Below are 20,684 nucleotides of genomic sequence, written 5' to 3' on the forward strand. Positions count from 1 at the left end.
CCTTCTTTTTATAAAATATTTTCTAATCCAACGATTAAACCGTCTAATGCCTTAGCCTTTTGCACCGCAAGCTTGACACCGCTCATAAACGAAGCCCGATCAAATGAATCTTGGCGGATCGTCAAGGCTTCACCTGCACCACCAAAAAGGACCTGTTCATGAGCCACATATCCTGGCAAACGAACTGAGTGGAGCTTGATACCTTCATAGTCACCGCCACGTACATGCGCTAGGGTCTCAGTTTCATCCTTTGCTCCTTGATGATGCGGTACGCGATTTTGTGCGATCAACTTGGCTGTCATCAAGGCTGTCCCTGAGGGTGCATCTTTTTTATTATCATGATGCATTTCAATGATCTCAACATCAGGGAAATATTTGGCTGCTTCTTTGGCAAATTTCATCAATAATACCGCTGACATCCCAAAATTAGGTGCCACCAAGCCACCTAGCTGCTGAGCTAAAGCTAACTGCTTAAGTTCAGCTAACTCTTCATCGGTCAAACCTGTAGTTCCCACTACGGGACGCATCCCGTGTTTTAAAGCAAATTTGACATTTTCAAACACAGCACTCGGAGCGGTAAAGTCGATCCAAACATCAGCTCCATGTTCGATCTGCGACAGCTCATTGTAGATCTTGACCTGCTCACCAAGACCAAAGCGTTGACGATCACTTTCGGTAGCTCCTAAAGCAAAAACCGCCACCAATTCAAAATCAGGTGTCTCATCGATCAACTTTAAGACCTGTTGGCCCATTGAACCTGAATAACCTGCAACTAAAATCTTGATCATTTTGTCTCCCCCAAATCTAATGGTAATCGTTTTGATAAAGCATTTTTAGCTAATCCTAGGCTTGATGCTAATTCTTGTTGTTGAGCCTCATTTAAAGCAAGCAACGGTAACCTAAGCCCACCAACAGCAAAGCCCTGGGCATTCAACACGGCTTTGACTGGAGCTGGTGAAGGATACATAAACAAAGCTTGCATCTTAGGGAGCAACCATTGTTCCAATGCCTTAGCTTTACTTTGATCAGCTTTAGCAAATGCTTGATACATTTGTGTCATTTGCTCACCGTAAATATGTGCCGCCACCGAAATAACTCCAACTGCGCCTAATTTCTTAGCTGCTAAAGCCTGTGCATCCTCACCAGTAAAGACACTAAAAGCTTCATTACGTGTATTCTCGATGATATATGCCAGCTCATCTAGACTGCCACATTGTTTTACCCCAGCAATGTTATCCAATTTGGCTAAGTCTACGATCACTTCTTTATCGAGTTTGACACCAGTCCGACTAGGTATATTATACATGATCAAGGGAAGCTCAGCCTTTTTAGCCAAATATTCAAAATGTGCTCTTATCCCAGCTTGATCTGGTTTATTGTAATAAGGTACTACGGCCAAAGCGTAATCTATTCCCGTGATCTTTGCAACTTCATTGATAAATTCTAAAGTCGCTTGAGTCGCATTCGTTCCACAACCAGCGATCACTGGAACACGTCCAGCAACTATTTGGGCAAACTTTTGGTAAAGCGTTAATTTCTCTTGATGTGTCAAAGTTGGCGTCTCACCCGTTGTACCGCCGATCACAAAGCCTTGGGTCCCACTTTGTAACAAGTGTTCAGTCAATTTTTCTAAGGCAGGATAATCGATCTGTCCTTCAGCCGTAAATGGGGTCACGATCGCGGTTATGATCTGTGATCTGGTTAACATTAAGCATCCACTTCTTTCTCTTGTTTCATACGGGCACATAAAAACCCAGTTATTGCATTGACTCCCTTGAGGATCGCTGTTTGATCAGGCACTAGCTTATTGCTATGTAAAGCATGGACATCATTTACACCTAACCAAAACATCGTCCCAGGAAATTTGGAAAGTAAGTATCCAAAATCTTCCCCGGTCATCTTCGGCTCAGTCTCGATAAATTCAACATCTGGCGCTTTTTGCATATGTTCAATGAAAAAAGCCGTCAATACAGGATCATTTTCAACGGGTAGATAACCACCTTGATTCAAGGTAAGCTCGACTCGAGCATCAAAACTCTGGGCTACACCATCGCAGATCTCCTGTAATCTTTTTTGGATCAAGGTGATCATCTCTTGGGTCAAGCCACGAATGGTGCCTTTGATCACCGCTTTACCAGCGATCACATTTCTGATCGTACCAGCCTTTAGTTCACCAAACGTTAAGACACCACCCTTAGTTGGATCGACATTGCGCGAGATGATCGTTTGCGCCTGCATGATCAAAGCACTAGCGCAGACGATCATGTCATTGGCTTGATGGGGATAAGCTGCATGGCCTCCTTTGCCGTACAAATGGATATCGACTTCAGTTGTTCCTGCAAATAATGTTCCTAAATTACATCCGATCGCACCAGCAGGCAGTTCAGGTGCATCATGCAAAGCATAGAATTCATCGGGGCGCCACTCTCCACTAAAAACGCCTAATTCATAAGCTAATTTACCACCATTCTTACTTTCTTCAGCTGGTTGAAAGAAAAAGATCAAGTCATCTTTAGGACGAGTAGTTGTAAAATAAGCTAAGACTCCCAATGCCACTGTCATATGGATATCATGACCACAAGCGTGCATCACCCCAGGATTTTTCGAGCTGAACTCTAAGCCTGTTTCTTCTGTGAGGGGCAACGCATCGATATCGCAGCGATAGCCGAGCGTTTTTTTAGGGACACTTCCCCGCACTTTGACCAATAAAGCCGTTGGCAACTCAGGGATCTCTTTTATCTCTAAGTAACTTTGATCTAATTTAGCGATCTCTTGTTGTAAATATGCTTTCGTTTTGACTTCTTCTAGTGCTAACTCGGGGATCTGATGCAACTCTTGATAGATCTTTGTCAACTTACTTTCACTTAACATTTTGCTCACAACTTTCTTAAATCATCTTCTAAGCCTGTCTTTTCTTTGGTCTTTTCATCAGTGTATTTAACAAACTTAGCTGGTACCCCGGCAACGACACTGTAAGGTTCAACATCTTTAGTCACGATCGCACCAGCAGCCACGACTGCGCCTTTACCGACCCGAACACCTTCTAAAACAACAGCATTAGCGCCGATCAAAACATCGTCTTCGATGATCACAGGCGTTGCCGACGCTGGTTCGACTACCCCCGCCAAAACAGTCCCCGCACCGATATGACAATTCTTACCTACGATCGCACGGCCACCTAAAACAGCCCCCATATCGATCATTGAACCAGCACCTATCTCGGCTCCAATGTTGATGATCGCCCCCATCATGATGACTGCATTATCACCGATCAAGACCTGATCTCTGATCAAAGCGCCGGGTTCGATCCGCGCATTGATATCTTTTTGATCTAGTAACGGTACAGCGGAGTTTCGCGTTTGGTTTTCGATCACATAGTCTTTGATCTTAGTTTGGTTAGTGGCTAAAAATGGTTTGACGACCTGCCAGTCACCAAATAATACAGCACTATCTGCCCCGCCAAAAACTTTGATCTCATTTGGAATATCAAGGTCAGCGATCGAAGCGTTCAAATAAACTTTGACCGGTGTCTTCTTGTCTGCGTTTGCGATAAAATTGATAATTTCTTGTGCGTTTAATTCTGCCATGTTCTTTAATTGCTACTACCAAAAAGTAGCTTTCCTTTCTTGATTTTATTTATAAGGTAGATCCAACTTCAATAAGTCAGCGTAAGTCTCACGTTTGACTACTAGTTTAGCCTGCTCATTTTCGACAAAAACAACTGCGGGACGTGGGTTACGATTGTAATTTGAAGCCATCGCATAACCGTATGCCCCCGTTGCTAACAGCGCGATGATGTCACCTGGTTTTGTTTCAGGTAAAGCTAATTTATCGATCAAAATATCCCCTGATTCACAGTATTTTCCAGCTAAATGCACTGTCTGAGTCACTTTGGCGTTTGGCTCATTAGCTAAAACAGCTGCATACTTAGCTTGATATAAGGCGGGGCGAATATTATCTCCCATGCCACCATCAACTGCTAAATACGATAAATGGTCTGGAATATCTTTTCGTGCCCCGACTGTATATAGGTTATATCCAGCTGGTCCTGTGATCGAACGCCCGGGCTCGATCCAAATTGCTGGAAGCTCCAACTCATATTCCAGCGCCTTTTGCTTTACCGCCTTAATGATCTGCTCGACAAATTTTTCTGGTGCCAACGGATCATCTTCAGCGGTATATTTGATACCAAAACCACCACCAACGTTGATAACTTTAGTTGTATAATCGTATTTTTGCTTCCAAGAATGAGCCACTTCCATCAATTTTTGACCAACTAACTCAAAGCCACCTAATTCAAAGATCTGGGAACCAATATGTGCATGGAGCCCTAAAACCGTGATCTGCGGGTCAGCCAGTAACTGAGTCAAAGCCTTATCAGCTTGCCCCGAAGCTAGATCAAACCCAAATTTACTATCGATCTGGCCCGTTTGATCATATTCATGCGTATGTGCTGAGATACCCGGAGTCACGCGCAAGATGACTTTAGTTTTAGCTTTTTGCTCCCGTAAGACCCTCTGTAGAAGTTCAATCTCATAAAAATTATCCACGATAATCACACCGACGCCGGCTTTGATCGCAAATTCAAGTTCAGCGATCGACTTATTATTTCCATGGAAACTGATCTTTTCAGCGGGAAAACCAGCTTTTAAAGCAGTTGCTAATTCACCACCGGAAACAACGTCTGTATGACAATCCAATTCATTGATCACTTGGTAGATTGCTACCGAACAAAATGCCTTACTAGCATAGCTGACTTCATAGTCAACAGCTTGCTCTTCAAAAACTCGTTTAAATTTAGTGATCTGCTCCTTGATCAAAGCCACATCATATACGACCAATGGAGTTTGGTATTGATGGGCTAAGCTGATCGCATCTACACCGCCGATCGTCAAATGACCGGCGTTATTCGTTGGTAACGTCATAAGTTCCCCTCCAATAAATAAATTGCACAAAAAAAAGATCTTTTTAGTCCTATCGCCTAAAAAGATCTTGCTGGAATAATTGCAAAATTCTGTTTGATCGATAGCACTCCGCAAAGTTTAGTTTGCGACAGTCTGTGATCTCTTAAACCACAACCCAGCGTTAAGTGTCTATAAACACCTAAAACTTCGGCAACTTCCCCTTTCAAGGACCACTCAAACACTGTTATAGCAGCTAAAGAACCTTACTCATGTCAGTTGCGCCTCTTCGATTTAACATAATATTATAATTTTTAATGTGATACGTCAAGGGATTTTAATATTATTTTTTTGAAAATCGGTTTTTTTATAAAAAAATCTAGAATTTTATATATTTGACTCTTGTCATTAAAATTAAAAATGATACAATTCAGTTATCGAAAAATTAAAGCGAGATTACCTCTCATCATACAAGATGGGGGAAAATAAGCCCTTATTCGCTTAAAAAATTGGAGGGATATTCATGATCAACTTAAAAAAAGTTCATGGATCACAGAATAGTTTTTTTATCTTAGATCAAACATTACTGACTACACCTTTGACCGAACAAGAATTGGTCACACTGACCAAAACACTCACGACTAAAACTTCCGGTATCTTAGGTGGTTCGGATGGCGTCCTAGTCGTTCAAAAGAGTTCTACTCCCAACACGGTGGCACAAATGCGCGTTATCAATGCTGATGGGAGCGAAGCATCAATGTGCGGTAATGGTCTGCGTACAGTTGCGCGTTATTTGGCCGAAAAACACGTGCTGACAGCTTTTAAAGTTCAGACTCGCCAAAGTGACCTAGAAGTCCAAAAACAAGCCGACCTAGCGCCTAATGTTCCTGCTTTTGGCGTTGAGATCTCACCCGTTCATTTTGAGAAGCGCTATCTTCCCTTTGATAACCTAGGAGCTGAGCAGGTCATCGATCGTCCCTTGGCGGAATTTGACCCTCAGGAAAAATTACACTTTACGATCATGGCCGTACCCAATCCCCACTTGATCAGTTTTGTACCCGATATTGAGAAAGCTGGAACATTTTTAGGCGAATTAGGCGCTAAGTTAAATGCCCCAAACCCGTATTTTCCAGATGGTGTCAACGTCAACTTTGCTCAGATCCTAGGTCAAAACAAGCTATTTGTGCGTACTTACGAACGGGGCGTAGGTTTTACTAATGCTTGTGGGACTGGAATGTCGGCTACAAGTTTAGCCTTTTATCTCAGTCATCCCGAGCACTGCGATCTCACGCAAGAGATAACAGTCTTCAATCCCGGGGGAATGGTCAAAACTAAAGTGCAACAATTAGATGATCAATTTAAGATCCAGTTGATCGGAAATGCAACTTTCACCCATGATATTTTAGTTGCTGAAAATCACTTACATCACAATACAGTTACTCCCAATGTTTGTCAGATCCAAGCGACCGGTGAACAAGAAGCTTACTTAAAATTTATCCAACATCTAAATGCCTAATATAATACTGGAGCCATGGTTGACTTCAAATCAACTATGGCTCCAGTATTCTTTAATACAAAAAAAGACCCCTGATATATCAAGGGTCGAAGCTAAAATAAGTCAATCTTATTTAACAGCATCCTTAAGCGCCTTACCTGGTTTGAATGCAGGTACCTTGCTTGCAGGGATTTGGATCTCTTTACCAGTTTGTGGGTTGCGACCCTTACGAGCTGCACGTTCACGAACTTCAAAGTTACCAAAGCCGATTAATTGAACTTTTTCGCCTTCTTTAAGGTAGTCTTGGATAGAACCAAAAACTGCATCAACTGCAACAGTTGCGTCCTTCTTTGTCAAACCTGTCTTTTCAGCAACAGTTTCGATCAATTGTGCTTTGTTTGCCATGTGTTTCACCTCCTCAAGTGAAGATAAAGATATAGGCATATCTTCTTGTCCATTTCTAAACTAGCCAGAAATGGTGAAACAATGACTAACAAATCATTGCTCAGTTAATAAGATAGCACAGAAAGCCTAATATAGCAACGTTTTTAATCATTTTTTTGAAAAAATAAGATAAATTTAGGCATAATTTTTTTAATTTTTTATCTTTGATTATTTACGCCGTCTTTCGATCACATGGATCGGTGTACCCTCAAAATCAAACGCTGCTCGGATCTGATTTTCCAAGAAACGTTCATATGAAAAGTGCATCAATTCTGGGTCATTAACAAAGACGACAAATGTTGGTGGCTTAGTGGCCACTTGAGTCGCATAGTAGACCCGCAATCGACGTCCATTGCCTGTTGGGGTTGGATTATGCGCGATCGCATCCATGATAACATCATTCAAGACAGCTGATGAGATACGGCGTTCATGGTTGTGATTTACACGCTCGATCAATTTTGGTAATTGTTCTAAGCGTTGATGCGTCTTAGCTGAAACGAATACGATCGGTGCATAACTCAAGTATTGGAACTCTTGCCGGATCGTCTTTTCAAACTCTTTCATCGTGTGGTTATCTTTTTTCAAAGTATCCCACTTATTGACAACGATGATGATCCCACGTCCTGCTTCATGCGCATAGCCGGCTACGTGTTTATCTTGTTCACGAATACCTTCTTCAGCATTTAAAACAACGCAAACGACATCAGAACGATCGATCGCACGCATGGCCCGTAAAACAGAATATTTTTCTGTATTTTCATAAACTTTACCTTTTTTACGGATCCCTGCAGTATCGATCATCGTAAATTCCGTTCCATCTTCAGCCACGAATTTCGTATCGATCGCATCACGCGTTGTGCCTTCAACGTTAGAAACGATCACGCGGTTTTCACCTAAGATCGCGTTGACTAAAGAAGACTTACCGACATTAGGGCGTCCGATAAAGCTAAATTTGATCGAATCATCTTGTTCTTTAGCTCCATCTTTAGGAAATGCCTGACAGACCTTATCTAATAAGTCACCCGTACCGATCCCGTGAGTTCCAGAAAGTGGCATTGGGTCGCCAAACCCTAATGAATAGAAATCATAGATCTCACTTCTAAGTTCAGGGTTATCTACTTTATTTACAGCTAAAATAACTGGTTTATCAGTTCGATATAAGATCTTTGCTACTTTTTCATCAGCATCCGTGACTCCTTCTTTGACGCTTGTCACAAAAACGATCACATCAGCTTCATCGATCGCGATTTGAGCTTGCTCGGTAATTTGGGCTAAAAATGGTTCGTCCCCCATATCGATCCCACCTGTATCGATCAAATTAAAGGGTTGTCCGAGCCATTCGCTCTTCGCATAAATACGATCACGAGTCACACCAGGGGTATCTTCAACAATAGAGATCCGCTCACCAGCGATCCGGTTAAAAACCGTTGATTTCCCGACATTTGGACGTCCAACGATCGCAACGACTGGATTAGCCATTTTAATCACTCCTTATAATAATGTTTTAGAAAAAAAACTGACCCAAAACCTTTTACGCTTGGGCCAGTCAAAATGAATCTCAATTACGTGAGATTAGTCTTCATTTTTTAAGTCGTCACCGACTAAGTCGCCTAAAGTAAAACCTGTATCTTCTTCTGGAATTTCAACATGTTCTTCTTCGACAACTTCAACTTCTTTTTTATCAGCTGCTGGTTTTTCTTGTAAAGCTTTGATAGATAATGCTAAACGACGGTCTGCACCGTTAACATTCAAGACTTTGACTTTAACGTCTTGGCCAGATGTCAAAACTTCATTTGGTGTAGCAATATGCTTGTGTGAAATTTGTGAAATGTGTACCAAGCCTTCAACACCTGGGAATACTTCAACAAATGCACCAAAGCTTGTCAAACGTTTTACCTTGCCATCAAGAACGTCACCTTCAGCAACTTTTTCTTCAATATTGTCCCAAGGTTGTGGCAATGTTTGTTTGATAGAAAGTGAGATGCGATCTTTTTCAGGATCGACAGCTAACACTTTGACCTTAACATCTTCGCCAACTTTCAAGACATCAGATGGCTTGCCAACACGTTCGTAGGAAATTTCAGAAACGTGAACTAAACCGTCAACGCCACCAAGGTCGATAAACGCACCAAAGTTAGTTAAGCGCGCAACTTTACCATCAAGCACATCGCCGGCTGCAAGTTGTGACATAACTTCTTGTTTCTTAGCTTCACGTTCTTGTTGAACGATTTCTTTATGAGATAAAATCAAACGGTTTTCGCTTGGTTCGATCTCAACGATCTTAAGTTCAAGTTCTTGACCCTTGTATTGGTTGAAATCTTCAACGAAATGGTCAGAAACCATTGATGCAGGGACAAAGCCACGAACGCCAGCGTCAACAACTAAGCCACCCTTTACAATTTGAGTTACAGGAACTGTGATAGTTTCACCTGCTTCAAATTTCTTTTCGATTTCATCCCATACTTTGCGGGCTTCGAGGCGACGTTGTGATAATAAGTAGCTACCGCCTTCTTTGTCAGAACCGATCTTAGAAATAACAACTAAGTCAAGCACATCGCCAACTTTGATGTTATCTTCGATCTCATCTGCTTTAACGCTCAATTCGCGTGCAGGAACAACACCTTCAACACCGGTGCCTTCGATCCCTACGATAACTTGCTTTTTATCATCAAATGCCAACACTTCGCCTTTGACAACGTCGCCAACCTTAACTGGTCTAACGCTGTTTAAAGCTTCTAATAAATCCTTGTTTTCTGATTCACTCATGGACTTTGTCCTCCTTAACGACTAACTCTAATAACCATTTTAACTGAAAGCAGTTCAAAATGCTAGTTAAATTACCTATTTCTCTGTATTTTTAACAATTTTCATGATTTCATCGGTAACTTGTGCAATATCTAGTGAAGTAGTATCCAATAAAATCGCATCATCTGCCTTAGTCAATGGCGAAACTTTACGGTGTGAGTCTTTATAATCACGGGCTTCAATCTCAGCTTCGAGTTTAGCTAATGGCGTATCGATACCTTTAGCTTGATTTTCTTTAAAGCGCCGTAAAGCTCTCTCGTGTACGCTCGCAACTAAAAAGATCTTTACTTGAGCCTTTGGCAAAACGGTCGTACCAATATCACGTCCGTCCATCACGATCCCGCCTTCACTTGCGATCTGTTGTTGACGCTCAGTTAAATTTTTGCGCACACTTGGTTGAGCTGAGACAAGTGAAACATTATTAGTGATCTCTGGCAATCTGATCGCAGTTGTCACATCTGTTCCATCAACAAATACTAATTGTTCTGGGTCATTAGGCTTAAAGCTCAATTCCATCGTCTCGAGCATTTTCCCTAGAGCTTGATCATCATCTAGTGCAACACCCGTTTGGAGTGCTTTCCAAGTTGTGGCGCGATACATTGCGCCTGTATCACAATAAATGTAATTTAATTTTTTAGCGACTAACTTTGCAACGGTACTCTTACCTGCAGAAGCGGGCCCATCGACCGCAATTTGCATTTTTGTTTGCATACTATAATATACCCCATTTAAACAGATAAAAATGTGTCCCAAGAAAACTAAGGACACATTTTTATTGTTTTTCCTCTCTTTTATTATTCTAAAGCTTATTTTACACGGATCTGTTGTCCTGGTAAAATACTTGAATTAGCTGTTAAGCCTGGATTCAACTGCAATAACTGATCTAGCGTCAAACCATTATTGACCGCTACCCGATACAAGCCTTGCCCTGCTGGAACAGAGATGTACTGCTCTTGTTGGGAAGATTGTTCTTCTGAATGTTGCGATTCTTGTGAACTTTCAGCTGCTCGGTGTTCAGCATTTGCTTGATTTTCGTGATTTGCAGGCTGTTCGCTACTTGCTTGCGCTTGTGTTGTGTCTTGCGGTGCTGCTTGTGGTGTGCTATCAGTACTATCAGATTGCGTATCTGAACTCTTTTTTGACTTAGATTCTCTAGTTGTATCCTTCTTTTTGCTTGAACTTTTCTTAGCTACAGCCTTTTTCTTACTCGAAGATGATTTTTTTTCGCTTGAAGAGACCACTTCGATCGAATCATCGGTACTTACAGTTTGCCTAGAGGCCCGTTGTGAAACAAAGTAAAATACGATCGTACTTACAATGATGACCACAAAGACACCCAATAAGATCGTTGTCAGCATCGTATTTCGTTTATTGCTCTGCCGGCTAGCTCTACGCGAGTAATTTCCCTTATCATCTTTTATCTCTTCAAAGGTCTTTTCCCAAGGTTTTTTGGTGTGGTCGTTATTCTTTCGACTCATTTTTATTAAAATCCCACTATATAAATATGGAATCATGCTACTAAGATCACTTAGTGTCATGATCAAAAAGAAATATAGTTTTTTCCTTTCTTAAAAATTTATTATTACCATTAATGCCATACATGCATGGCAAACTATATAGTTTAGAAGCAATTATAATATCTCTTAGAGCTTGCTACATAAATTTATGATACCGCCGATAACAGTATAAAACAATATCAAAGTAATTAAATGTCAGCTCCACATTCTAACTTTTTAGTTGACATTCATAAACGATAGCTTGTTTTTACAATTAGCTCATAGTACTCACAAAACTACTAATATTACAAAATATAATAGCATAAATACTCCTAAAAATATATAAATAATCGCTTGAAATTCTCATTTAGTTAGGTTTCTTTAAACAATTGCTGTAAGATCTCGCGATAGTCCAGCTCGTTTATTTCACTCACCTTTACTGCCGGCTCTCCTAATAAGCCAAGTTTTTCTAATGGGAGCGCTTGACCAGTGCCACAACAAGTTCCTGAGCCATGGATGTTTTCAACTTTATCACCAAAATATTGCGCGATAAATTGGCGTTTACAGTTACCAGTTTTAAGATATTGATGCATTTTTTGTAAAGCAACATTACGTTCAGTCTGACGCTTTTTCACCAATGTCTCTATCTGATCTTTTTGATAACCATTAGCTAACAGCCGTGCTAATAATTGCATTTCTTCACTGGGAAAGTTTTGGAGCAACTCTTGGTGTTTGGTAAAATACCGGATCTGTTGGGGGTTAGGCAAGGTTTTTTCGATCAAAAATTCCTGACGTTTTAGATCACCAGGCTCATATAGTAGCACTGCGATCCCAGTTTTCCCGTCACGCGAACAACGGCCGATCTCTTGCACATAAGCTTCAAGATCATTTGGCATGTGATAGTGGATCACATACCGGATATTAGGCTTATTGATCCCCATTCCAAAAGCACTAGTTGCACAAATAACATCTAATTGATCATTTAAGAATTGTTGTTGTACCAAAAAACGTTCTGTCAGCTCTAGATCAGCGTGATAAACTGCACTCTTGAATCCCTTAGTTACCAAATTTTCGTTTATTTCGTCAGCTTTTTTCTTACTTGAAAAGTAAATGATCCCCTTCCCGTTTAACTTAGGAAGTAATTCTAGGAGATACGCAAGTTTTTCGGGTTCATTTATAAAACTTTGTGTTCCTAGATAGATATTGGGCCGATCAACCGGATATCGGATCACATTTCCTGTCTGTGCTAATCCCAGACTAGCAGTTATATCTTGTGCTACTCTAGGAGTTGCCGTTGCAGTCAAGGCTAAAGTCAGGGGCTCATGTAGCTTTTTTCTGATTTTGCCTAAATTTAGATACTCAGGTCGAAAATCAGGTCCCCACTGCGAGATACAGTGGGCTTCATCGATGACAAACAGTCCTAACTCTAATTGACCAAGTGCGTTCAAAACTTCAGCCGAGCCCAACATTTCCGGTGAAACATAGATATATTGAAAACTAGCAATATTTTGTAATACAAATCTCTTCTCAGCAAAACTCAATTGTGAATTTAGAGCAACTACCGCTTTTTCACCACTGTACCGCAGTTGCTCGACTTGATCTTGCATCAGTGATATCAAGGGTGAAACGATCAATACTGAACGCTTTAGATATTTTCCGATAAACTGGTAGCACAGAGATTTTCCAGTTCCCGTCGGCAAAATAGCTAAAGTATCTTTACCAGCTAATAAAGACTCGATCGTCTCTTTTTGACCAGTTTTAAATGTTGGATAGCCAAATTCACTTTTCAAGATGGCTTCAAGCTTTTCTTTCACCTGCAATTATCCTTTCTATTTGGCATAAACGATACTCAAAAAATGAGATCTCAGGGTAGCTTTCATGCAATTGTTGAAACTTCCAGTCTAAGACTGGACAGTTTTCAAAAAGATCCACGATCTGCTTTTTTATCTTCGGTGACAACAACTGTTCTTTTGGAAAATCATCTGCTAGAATAGCTACATTTAAAAGATGTTCTTGGACTGTACTCTTCCGTATCCTTCGTAAATTTGCGATCTCTTCAATACTTTTACCCGCTAAAAACAAAGTATATGTCTTCTCTGTACTAGCCGGCAAGTTAGATAGGCGTTTATAATTCAAAACAAGCTTTGCCAGCTCAAAGTTTTGTTCAAGCAAATATTTAGCATATCGAGCACACATATCGCGCCAGCCCACCTCGATCTCAGCAATTTGTAGTCGATATCTTGCAGCTAATTGTGCTTTAGTCTGTCCTAAACGTCCATGTCCCGTTAATTGTTCACAAAAGAGTTGCGCATCCAACTTAGGCTCATGTGCTAAGAAATCAGTCAATGATGTCGTTATCTCCTCTAATAATGTAGCTTTTCCATATCGTCTGAACCAGTTTTTGAAAAGTTGTTGCGTTCTAAAATCATTGGTGATCGCAAAATATTTATTATTTTGATAGCTCAATTCTGACGCAACTTGAACTAATAAATAAAATTGCTTCTCCCAGCCCTTAAGATCAAATCCATTAAAAAAGGCCGGTTCACGCAAAAATTGGTGCTTACTTTTCAATTCTTCGACCCGTAATTTACCTTTAGCAGTCAAACACATCCCTTTCGAAGTCTCCACTAGCAACTTCTTTTGGCATAGTTCATCTAATGTAGGCTCGAAGTTATTTATATCTAGCGGTAAAGCAATGATATCTAAAAGTCCATATGCCCTCCCCCAAAATAAAGCCGAAGTCGTTAGATGGTTACTCAAGAGTTGACGAATGACGGCGGGGCGTCTCGGCTGACTCTCAGAGAAATAAAGCAACCATTTTTCTGATCCATAATCCATATGCCCACCGCCCACTAAAAGTCTTCACTATATAATATACGCTAAATTTGCTGATTTTTTTGCTAAACCTGAATAATTCTTCTAAATTTGTTTCAAACAACATAAGTTAGGTTAAAAATATTTTTTGTAAGGCACACCTAAAAAATACTTTTAATTTGGCTTAATAAGGTGTACAATGTCTAAGTACCTAAAAAAGGAAGGACGGTTTTTATTGTGGATAAAAAACACGAAAAACACAAACTCGTTGAATATGCGAATGGTCCCTCATTAGAGGAAATCAATGGTACTGTTACAGTGCCTAAAGGGAAAGGATTTTGGCGGACCCTATTTGCCTACTCTGGCCCAGGTGCCTTAGTTGCGGTAGGTTATATGGATCCAGGTAACTGGTCAACCTCCATCACCGGTGGACAAAACTTCCAATACCTATTAATGTCCGTTATCTTGATGTCAAGTTTGATCGCGATGCTTTTACAATACATGGCTGCCAAACTTGGTATCGTGAGCCGGATGGACTTAGCCCAAGCGATCCGTGCCAGAACAGGCAAGACGCTCGGGATCATTTTATGGATCTTGACCGAGTTAGCTATCATGGCTACTGATATCGCTGAAGTTATCGGGGCTGCGATTGCCTTATATCTCTTATTCGGTATCCCACTAGTATTTGCCGTATTTATTACCGTATTTGACGTTTTACTTTTGCTTTTATTAACAAAAATCGGTTTTAGAAAGATCGAAGCGATCGTTGTTGCTTTAATTTTAGTTATCTTGTTCGTCTTCACTTACCAAGTTGCATTGTCAAATCCTGATTGGGGTGCTGTTTTTGCAGGTTTCATTCCAACTTCACAAACTTTCGCAACTTCACCTGAAGTTCATGGTATGACACCATTGAACGGTGCCTTAGGGATCATCGGGGCAACGGTCATGCCACATAACTTGTACTTACACTCTGCTGTTTCCCAAACTCGTCAGATCGATCATAACAACGAAGAAGACGTTGCCGAAGCTGTACGTTTCTCAGCTTGGGATTCTAACATTCAATTGAGTGCTGCTTTTGTCGTTAACTCATTACTTTTGATCATGGGTGTAGCGGTCTTCAAGAGCGGTGCAGTAGATGATCCATCATTCTTTGGTCTTTACGAAGCTTTATCTGATACATCAATGCTCAGTAACGGTGTCTTGATCTCGGTTGCTAAATCAGGTATCCTTTCTGTACTCTTTGCTGTTGCCTTGCTTGCTTCTGGTCAAAACTCAACTATCACGGGTACATTGACTGGTCAAGTTATCATGGAAGGTTTCGTTCATTTGAAGATGCCACTTTGGGCACGTCGCTTGATCACACGTTTGATCTCTGTTATCCCGGTTTTGGTCTGTGTTTCACTTTCAGCTGGTCAAAGTGCTGAACAAGAACACGAAGCGCTAAACAACTTGATGATCAATTCTCAAGTATTCTTGTCCTTAGCCTTACCATTCTCAATGTTACCATTATTGATGATGACAAATAGTAAGACTGAAATGGGCGAACGTTTCAAAAACTCTCTTTGGGTCAAAGTTCTAGGTTGGCTTTCTGTCTTGACCTTAACGATCCTTGATTTCAAGGGCTTACCAGATATGGTGGCTGGTTTCTTCGGTGATAAGCCATCAGCTGCTCAACTTCAATTAGCTAACGGAATTGCTTATACCTTGATCGTTGTGATCGCAGCGCTCTTGATCTGGACAATGTATGAGCTATACAAAGGTAATAAGCGCTATGCTGAAAAATTAGCTGCTCACCAAGCAGGTAATAACAAATAATTGGCTGAAAAACTACTAGCCTAAGCTAAAAATATCCGATCAAATTCCATGTTTGAGAAATTTGATCGGATATTTTTATACTGTTAAATTCTAAATAAACAGGCTCATAGCAAAATTCTTTCGCTATGAGCCCTCTTTTTATTATGATTGGAGATATTTTTTATGTTCGATCCAAACACTTAACTTTTTATAGATCAAAATAAAAGCTGCACCGATCACGATCCCCTTGATCAAATTAAATGGTACGACTCCAAATAAAATCATCTGTCCTAAAGGAATGCTTAATTTCATCCCTAACAAGCTCATATATAGCGGGATCGTCACAAGCCAGTTAAGTAAGGCTAATACAACTGTTAAGCTCAGCGTGGCCCCTAAAATAGCTCCTACAACATTTTGCCATACCAATGACTTGTTTTTGAGCAAATAGTAAAGTGGTAAACAAAACGCTAACGTCGCCACAAAACTCAAGCTGACGCCGATCAATTGTGGTAATGACGGCCCTGTGATCAGAAAATACAACAAGGAACGTAGAAATGCGACCTGTATCCCACCTAATGGACCTAAAATAAAGAAAGCCAATAAGATCGGAATATCCGAAAAATCTAACTTCATAAAAGGTACGATCGGAACTATCACAAATGATAGAAACATCAAAAGATACGAGATAGCAGCTAAGCAAGCTGCTACTACCCAACGTTTTACTGCCAAAGCTAATTCCTCCTAAGAGGTCCATCTCACAGTAGATCCTATATCAAAAATAGACCCCTGTTGTTCATCTTGAGCAACAGAGGTCTATTTTCATCGGTAAAGCATCCACTCCACCCATGTATATAAAACCTATCTTCTTTCATCCAGACTTTAACTGTCGGTACTGGGATCACACCAGTTCAGTCCTCGCAATAAACGAGGAGTCGCGGACTTTTACCGCCGGTCGGGATTTACACCCTGCCCTGAAGATAAACCTAAATTATTATCACAGTTAGTTTAGCATACTAACTTAAAAAAAACAAGTAACTTACTTATTTCCTAGCTCATAAAGAGCTTTTACTTCTTCACGTGTCAACTCACGATATTGCCCTGAAGTCAATCCAGCTAAGGTCAAAAAGCCATATGTTTCACGTTTGAGCTTCTTAACAGGATGTCCGACAGCTTGCAACATGTTCTTGACCTGATGATTTCGACCTTCATGGATCGTCAACGACACGATCGAAGTATCACTTTTTTTATCTAAAGACAAGATCTTGGCCTTAGCCCGGGCACTCTTTTTGCCATCTTTTAAGCGGACGCCCACACGTAGTTGCTTTAACTCATCATTTTGGACAATTCCTTTGACTTTAGCCACATAAGTCTTGTTGACTTTATAACGTGGATGCATCAAACGATTAGCTAGTTCTCCATCATTGGTCAATAAAAGCAGACCAGAAGTATCATAATCTAACCGTCCAACGGGATAGACACGTTCACTATAATCAGTAAAGTAATCAGTCACCACTTTACGACCCTTATCATCTTTAGCCGCGCTGATAACGCCACGTGGCTTATAGAAAAGGTAATAGACCTTTTCTTCGCGTTCGATCAAGTGTCCATCGACCTCGATCACGTCATTTCCGTCAACTTTTTGACCTAATTCTTTGATGACCTTACCATTAACTCGAACCCGTCCGTCCAAGATCATCTTTTCACTGGCACGCCGAGAAGCCACCCCAGCGTTAGCCATCACTTTTTGCAGTCTTTCTGCCATTTTTAGTCACCTACTGCAGCAACTGCAGTTTTTTCCTTTCACTATCAACTACTCTTCATCATCTAATGCGTCGTTAAATAATGACATTAGATCATCTGAAGTAGCTTCATTTTTTTCGTCATCTTGTGGTAATTCAGGTAATTGTGCTAGCGATTCGATCCCAAAATAATTAAGGAAATTTTCCGTTGTTGCATACATGATCGGACGACCAGGAGCATCCATTCGACCAGCTTCTTTGATCAGATCTAACACTAACAGCTTTTGCAACATCCCACTTGATTGCACTCCACGGATCTCATCGATCTGGATCCGAGTCGCAGGCTGTTTATAAGCCACTACGGCCAACGTTTCTAATGCAGCTGAGGATAATTCCGTCATTGCCGGTGATTCAAAATACTGTTTAACTAGCTCAGTCACAGCTTTCTTAGTCACCAACCGATAACGCTCTTCTGCATGGATCAACTTTAAGGCGGTGTTGGCATCCTGTTTATATTTTTTTTCGATCAAAGCTAACTGATCTAAGACAGCCGGTTTCATGATCCCTGTCAACTGTGAAAGCTCGCGCGCTGTTATGCCTTCATTTCCACTTACAAACAGCAAACTTTCTATTTTAGCTTGATTAGACAGCATTTACTTCACCACTCACTAATTTTATTGGTCCTAAAATATCTTCTTGTGTGGCTCTGATCGCTCCTTGTTTGACCAATTCAAGAAGTGCTAAAAAGGTCGTCACCACTAGCTCTAAGGCTGCATTTGCTGCAAACAGATCCTCAAATTCGATCGGCTCTTTTGCTTGCTTGACCAATTTTTCGACCCGCGTGATCTGATCTTTTAAGAAATAACGTTCTGATTCGATTTTGCGCATAACTGGTTTTTGGGCCTTACGTTTGAGCATCAAACGTGCAAATGCTTTCTGCAATGCAGTTATATCACAGCTATCAGGGTCAAGTTTCCCTAAACTAGCACCAGCTGGTACGAGCGCTTGTTCACGCGGATATAACTTCATCCTTTCATCAGCATAACCGCGCATATTCTGGGCAGCAGTTTGAAATGTTTGGTGTAATAGCAATTGTTGCACTAAACTTTCACGTGGATCTTCAACTTCATCGTCTGTTTGTAGGCTAGCTTGCTCATTTGGTAAAAGCATCTTACTTTTAATATTGACCAGCATCGAAGCTGTAACCAAATACTCCCCAGCAATGTCTAATTGCATTTCCTTTAACTGGTGCAAGTAGTCAATATACTGGGTAGTTATTTCCGCCATCGGAATATCATAGATATCCATTTGATTTTTCTTGATCAAGTGCAACAATAGATCTAACGGCCCCTCAAAATCAGGAACTTTAAATAGTAACTCTTTTACATTTGGCGTCGCTTCATTTTTCATTATGGTGCTCCCATTTAGCTATCAAGGACGAAGCTTCAATATTACCCATTATCTTCTTATCCGGATAGAGTTCGGCTAAATTATCTAGCATCAAAAAGCACAGTCCTTGACTTCTTTCCGTTGGTGTTACTGCTATCTGACGTACCATGATGAAATCTTCATTTATTTCGGTCCCTAAAACACCGACAAAATCACGATTCTCATTCTTCCATAAATATAGCACATGCGAGCTGTCAGCTTCGTACCATTCAATTTCCGTCTTCAAATTAGCGATCTCTTTTAAATCGGGGATAAACGATAACAATCCCATTGCGGTTTTTTCATAGTCGCTTTTATACTTATAAAGCATTTTCTCCTCCAATAGCTAATTGCTCATCTGATTATGCTAGATTACCACAAATTCACGCGAAAGACAATCACGCATGCGGATGAGCTTCATTGTAGATCTTAGCTAAGCGTTTCTTAGATAAGTGCGTATAGAGTTGCGTTGTTGAAATATCTGCATGCCCTAATAGTTCTTGGACGATCCGCAGATCAGCTCCATTTTCTAAAATATGGGTCGCAAATGAATGTCGCAACGTATGTGGAGTCACATTTTTCTTGATCCCCGCCAATTTGACCTGCTGTTTCAAATTTTTCCAGATCCCCTGACGAGTCAATTGATTTCCGTGAAAATTTAAAAATAAATAATCATTTGGTGTTCGCAATAGTTTAGGACGCGCCGTTTTTAAATAGCGCTGGACCCACATTACAGCTGTATCTCCGATCGGGACGAGCCGCTCTTTTTGACCCTTACCTAGTGTTTGGATGATCCCTAACTCTAAATGTAGGTCAGCTAATTTCAAATTGATGACCTCACTGACTCGTAATCCAGTCGCATACATCAATTCTAAGATCGCACGGTCACGTAACCCCAATGGCTTTTCTACATCAGGTGTCTGAAGTAACATTTCAACTTCAGACACTGACAATACTTCCGGCAGATGGTTTTCTTTTTTAGGTAATTCGATCAGTTGCATCGGATCTTTAGTGACGAGCTCTTCTTGCATCAAATAGCGAAAAAAACGCCTTAAACTTGTAATACAACGACTGATCGTGGTCCTGGCTTTTTGATGTTGTAATTGGCTCTCTAAATACAACATGATCAGATCACGATCGACCTGAGTCAGCGTAACTTTTTTTTGCTCTAAAAATGCTGCAAACTGGCGCAGATCTTGTCCATAACTCAGAAGTGTGTTTTTAGATAGACCACGTTCGACCATGAGATAATGCAAATAATCAGCTATCACTTCAGATGTTGGAGGCATCGTCTTTCACTTCCTTGATCACTTGTTTTCGTTGACAATCTTGACAAATACCCAAAAAAGTTAGCCGATGATCTGTGACCTCAAAATGATATTGCCGGGCGAGTCGTTCTTCAACGTCGATCAGCATATCTTCGTAGATCTCAGTCACATTGCCACAAACACTACATACAAGATGATGATGAAAATGTCCCTTATCACTTGTTTTTAGGTCAAAGCGTGCGATCCCATCTTCAAAACTTATCTTATTGACGATCTGGATCTCGGCCAAAACGTCCAAGGTCCGATAAACAGTTGCTAAACCAACTTCAGGATGTTTTTGATGGAGTAAGGAATAAACCTCTTCGGCCGAAAGATGCCTAGCTTGATGCTCAAGTAACACTGCGATCGTGGCTCTTCTTTGAGGTGTTAATTTAAAACCTTGTGCATGTAACTTTTGTTCGATCTTTGCTAACTGATCCAAGGTCATCCTTCCTTTCTAT

The 20,684-nt window shown here is 40.7% G+C and carries 21 protein-coding genes and 2 riboswitches; of the genes, 2 read left to right on the forward strand and 19 right to left on the reverse strand.

From position 1 onward, the window contains the following. Nucleotides 1-8 precede the first annotated feature (8 nt). The 5 genes from dapB to lysA are packed head-to-tail and all read right to left on the reverse strand — an operon-like array spanning nucleotide 9 to nucleotide 4,940. On the reverse strand, nucleotides 9-788 hold the full coding sequence (gene dapB, locus FC30_RS08740; RefSeq protein ID WP_010688997.1) for a 4-hydroxy-tetrahydrodipicolinate reductase: 780 nt from the start codon (nucleotides 786-788) through the stop codon (nucleotides 9-11). After that, complete coding sequence (dapA, locus tag FC30_RS08745) at nucleotides 785-1,708, reverse strand: 4-hydroxy-tetrahydrodipicolinate synthase (protein WP_010688996.1); 924 nt, start codon at nucleotides 1,706-1,708, stop codon at nucleotides 785-787. The genes dapB and dapA overlap by 4 nt, the downstream gene beginning before the upstream one ends. Next, nucleotides 1,708-2,871 carry an N-acetyldiaminopimelate deacetylase gene (locus tag FC30_RS08750; protein WP_010688995.1) on the reverse strand — a complete coding sequence of 388 codons (1,164 nt, stop codon included), beginning with the start codon at nucleotides 2,869-2,871 and terminating at the stop codon, nucleotides 1,708-1,710. The genes dapA and FC30_RS08750 overlap by 1 nt, the downstream gene beginning before the upstream one ends. A 5-nt stretch (nucleotides 2,872-2,876) precedes the next feature. Next, a complete protein-coding gene (gene dapD, locus FC30_RS08755) occupies nucleotides 2,877-3,587 on the reverse strand; it encodes a 2,3,4,5-tetrahydropyridine-2,6-dicarboxylate N-acetyltransferase (RefSeq protein WP_010688994.1) in 711 nt (236 codons plus the stop codon). A 45-nt stretch (nucleotides 3,588-3,632) separates the two neighbouring features. Then, a complete protein-coding gene (gene lysA / locus FC30_RS08760) occupies nucleotides 3,633-4,940 on the reverse strand; it encodes a diaminopimelate decarboxylase (protein ID WP_373878868.1) in 1,308 nt (435 codons plus the stop codon). Nucleotides 4,941-5,018: 78 nt separating this feature from the next. After that, a riboswitch (Lysine riboswitch) is annotated at nucleotides 5,019-5,198 on the reverse strand. 226 nt (nucleotides 5,199-5,424) lie between these two features. Between lysA and dapF the strand changes: the two genes are divergently transcribed. Continuing rightward, complete coding sequence (gene dapF / locus FC30_RS08765) at nucleotides 5,425-6,417, forward strand: diaminopimelate epimerase (protein ID WP_010688990.1); 993 nt, start codon at nucleotides 5,425-5,427, stop codon at nucleotides 6,415-6,417. Between the two features lie 108 nt (nucleotides 6,418-6,525). On the opposite strand, the gene FC30_RS08770 is transcribed toward dapF, so the two are convergent. From FC30_RS08770 to FC30_RS08800, 7 genes are all read right to left on the reverse strand, one after another. Beyond that, the gene (locus tag FC30_RS08770) at nucleotides 6,526-6,801 is read right to left on the reverse strand and encodes an HU family DNA-binding protein (protein WP_004047651.1); all 276 of its coding nucleotides are present in this window, start codon (nucleotides 6,799-6,801) and stop codon (nucleotides 6,526-6,528) included. A 207-nt stretch (nucleotides 6,802-7,008) separates the two neighbouring features. Continuing rightward, on the reverse strand, nucleotides 7,009-8,319 hold the full coding sequence (gene der / locus FC30_RS08775; protein WP_010688987.1) for a ribosome biogenesis GTPase Der: 1,311 nt from the start codon (nucleotides 8,317-8,319) through the stop codon (nucleotides 7,009-7,011). Between the two features lie 93 nt (nucleotides 8,320-8,412). Further along, entirely contained in the window at nucleotides 8,413-9,606 is a 1,194-nt protein-coding gene (gene rpsA / locus FC30_RS08780; protein ID WP_010688986.1) for a 30S ribosomal protein S1, read from the reverse strand. Nucleotides 9,607-9,681: 75 nt separating this feature from the next. Beyond that, complete coding sequence (gene cmk, locus FC30_RS08785) at nucleotides 9,682-10,356, reverse strand: (d)CMP kinase (protein ID WP_010688984.1); 675 nt, start codon at nucleotides 10,354-10,356, stop codon at nucleotides 9,682-9,684. A 95-nt stretch (nucleotides 10,357-10,451) separates the two neighbouring features. Continuing rightward, nucleotides 10,452-11,123, reverse strand: coding sequence for a LysM peptidoglycan-binding domain-containing protein (locus FC30_RS08790; RefSeq protein ID WP_010688982.1), 672 nt, complete (start codon nucleotides 11,121-11,123; stop codon nucleotides 10,452-10,454). Between the two features lie 389 nt (nucleotides 11,124-11,512). Continuing rightward, complete coding sequence (locus FC30_RS08795; protein WP_010688980.1) at nucleotides 11,513-12,955, reverse strand: RecQ family ATP-dependent DNA helicase; 1,443 nt, start codon at nucleotides 12,953-12,955, stop codon at nucleotides 11,513-11,515. Continuing rightward, on the reverse strand, nucleotides 12,939-13,979 hold the full coding sequence (locus FC30_RS08800) for a helix-turn-helix domain-containing protein (RefSeq protein ID WP_010688979.1): 1,041 nt from the start codon (nucleotides 13,977-13,979) through the stop codon (nucleotides 12,939-12,941). The genes FC30_RS08795 and FC30_RS08800 overlap by 17 nt, the downstream gene beginning before the upstream one ends. A gap of 213 nt (nucleotides 13,980-14,192) precedes the next feature. Between FC30_RS08800 and FC30_RS08805 the strand changes: the two genes are divergently transcribed. Then, on the forward strand, nucleotides 14,193-15,770 hold the full coding sequence (locus tag FC30_RS08805; protein ID WP_010688978.1) for an Nramp family divalent metal transporter: 1,578 nt from the start codon (nucleotides 14,193-14,195) through the stop codon (nucleotides 15,768-15,770). 141 nt (nucleotides 15,771-15,911) lie between these two features. Here FC30_RS08805 and FC30_RS08810 read toward each other — a convergent pair whose 3' ends face one another. The 7 genes from FC30_RS08810 to fur form a co-directional block, all read right to left on the reverse strand. Further along, nucleotides 15,912-16,478: an ECF transporter S component gene (locus tag FC30_RS08810; RefSeq protein ID WP_010688976.1), complete on the reverse strand. Its 567-nt coding sequence runs from the start codon at nucleotides 16,476-16,478 to the stop codon at nucleotides 15,912-15,914. A 127-nt stretch (nucleotides 16,479-16,605) separates the two neighbouring features. Then, a riboswitch (FMN riboswitch) is annotated at nucleotides 16,606-16,732 on the reverse strand. A 53-nt stretch (nucleotides 16,733-16,785) separates the two neighbouring features. Then, on the reverse strand, nucleotides 16,786-17,511 hold the full coding sequence (locus FC30_RS08815; RefSeq protein WP_010688974.1) for a pseudouridine synthase: 726 nt from the start codon (nucleotides 17,509-17,511) through the stop codon (nucleotides 16,786-16,788). 48 nt (nucleotides 17,512-17,559) lie between these two features. Next, on the reverse strand, nucleotides 17,560-18,141 hold the full coding sequence (scpB, locus tag FC30_RS08820) for an SMC-Scp complex subunit ScpB (RefSeq protein ID WP_010688973.1): 582 nt from the start codon (nucleotides 18,139-18,141) through the stop codon (nucleotides 17,560-17,562). Then, a complete protein-coding gene (locus FC30_RS08825; protein ID WP_010688972.1) occupies nucleotides 18,131-18,898 on the reverse strand; it encodes a segregation and condensation protein A in 768 nt (255 codons plus the stop codon). Before FC30_RS08825 ends, scpB begins: the two co-directional genes overlap by 11 nt. Then, the gene (locus FC30_RS08830; RefSeq protein WP_010688971.1) at nucleotides 18,888-19,247 is read right to left on the reverse strand and encodes a GNAT family N-acetyltransferase; all 360 of its coding nucleotides are present in this window, start codon (nucleotides 19,245-19,247) and stop codon (nucleotides 18,888-18,890) included. The genes FC30_RS08825 and FC30_RS08830 overlap by 11 nt, the downstream gene beginning before the upstream one ends. 67 nt (nucleotides 19,248-19,314) lie before the next feature. Beyond that, the gene (xerD, locus tag FC30_RS08835) at nucleotides 19,315-20,205 is read right to left on the reverse strand and encodes a site-specific tyrosine recombinase XerD (protein ID WP_010688970.1); all 891 of its coding nucleotides are present in this window, start codon (nucleotides 20,203-20,205) and stop codon (nucleotides 19,315-19,317) included. Beyond that, nucleotides 20,189-20,671 carry a ferric iron uptake transcriptional regulator gene (gene fur, locus FC30_RS08840; RefSeq protein WP_029507314.1) on the reverse strand — a complete coding sequence of 161 codons (483 nt, stop codon included), beginning with the start codon at nucleotides 20,669-20,671 and terminating at the stop codon, nucleotides 20,189-20,191. The genes xerD and fur overlap by 17 nt, the downstream gene beginning before the upstream one ends. Nucleotides 20,672-20,684 lie beyond the last annotated feature (13 nt).

The sequence above is a fragment of the Ligilactobacillus animalis KCTC 3501 = DSM 20602 genome (genome assembly GCF_001434535.1).
Lineage (GTDB): Bacteria > Bacillota > Bacilli > Lactobacillales > Lactobacillaceae > Ligilactobacillus > Ligilactobacillus animalis.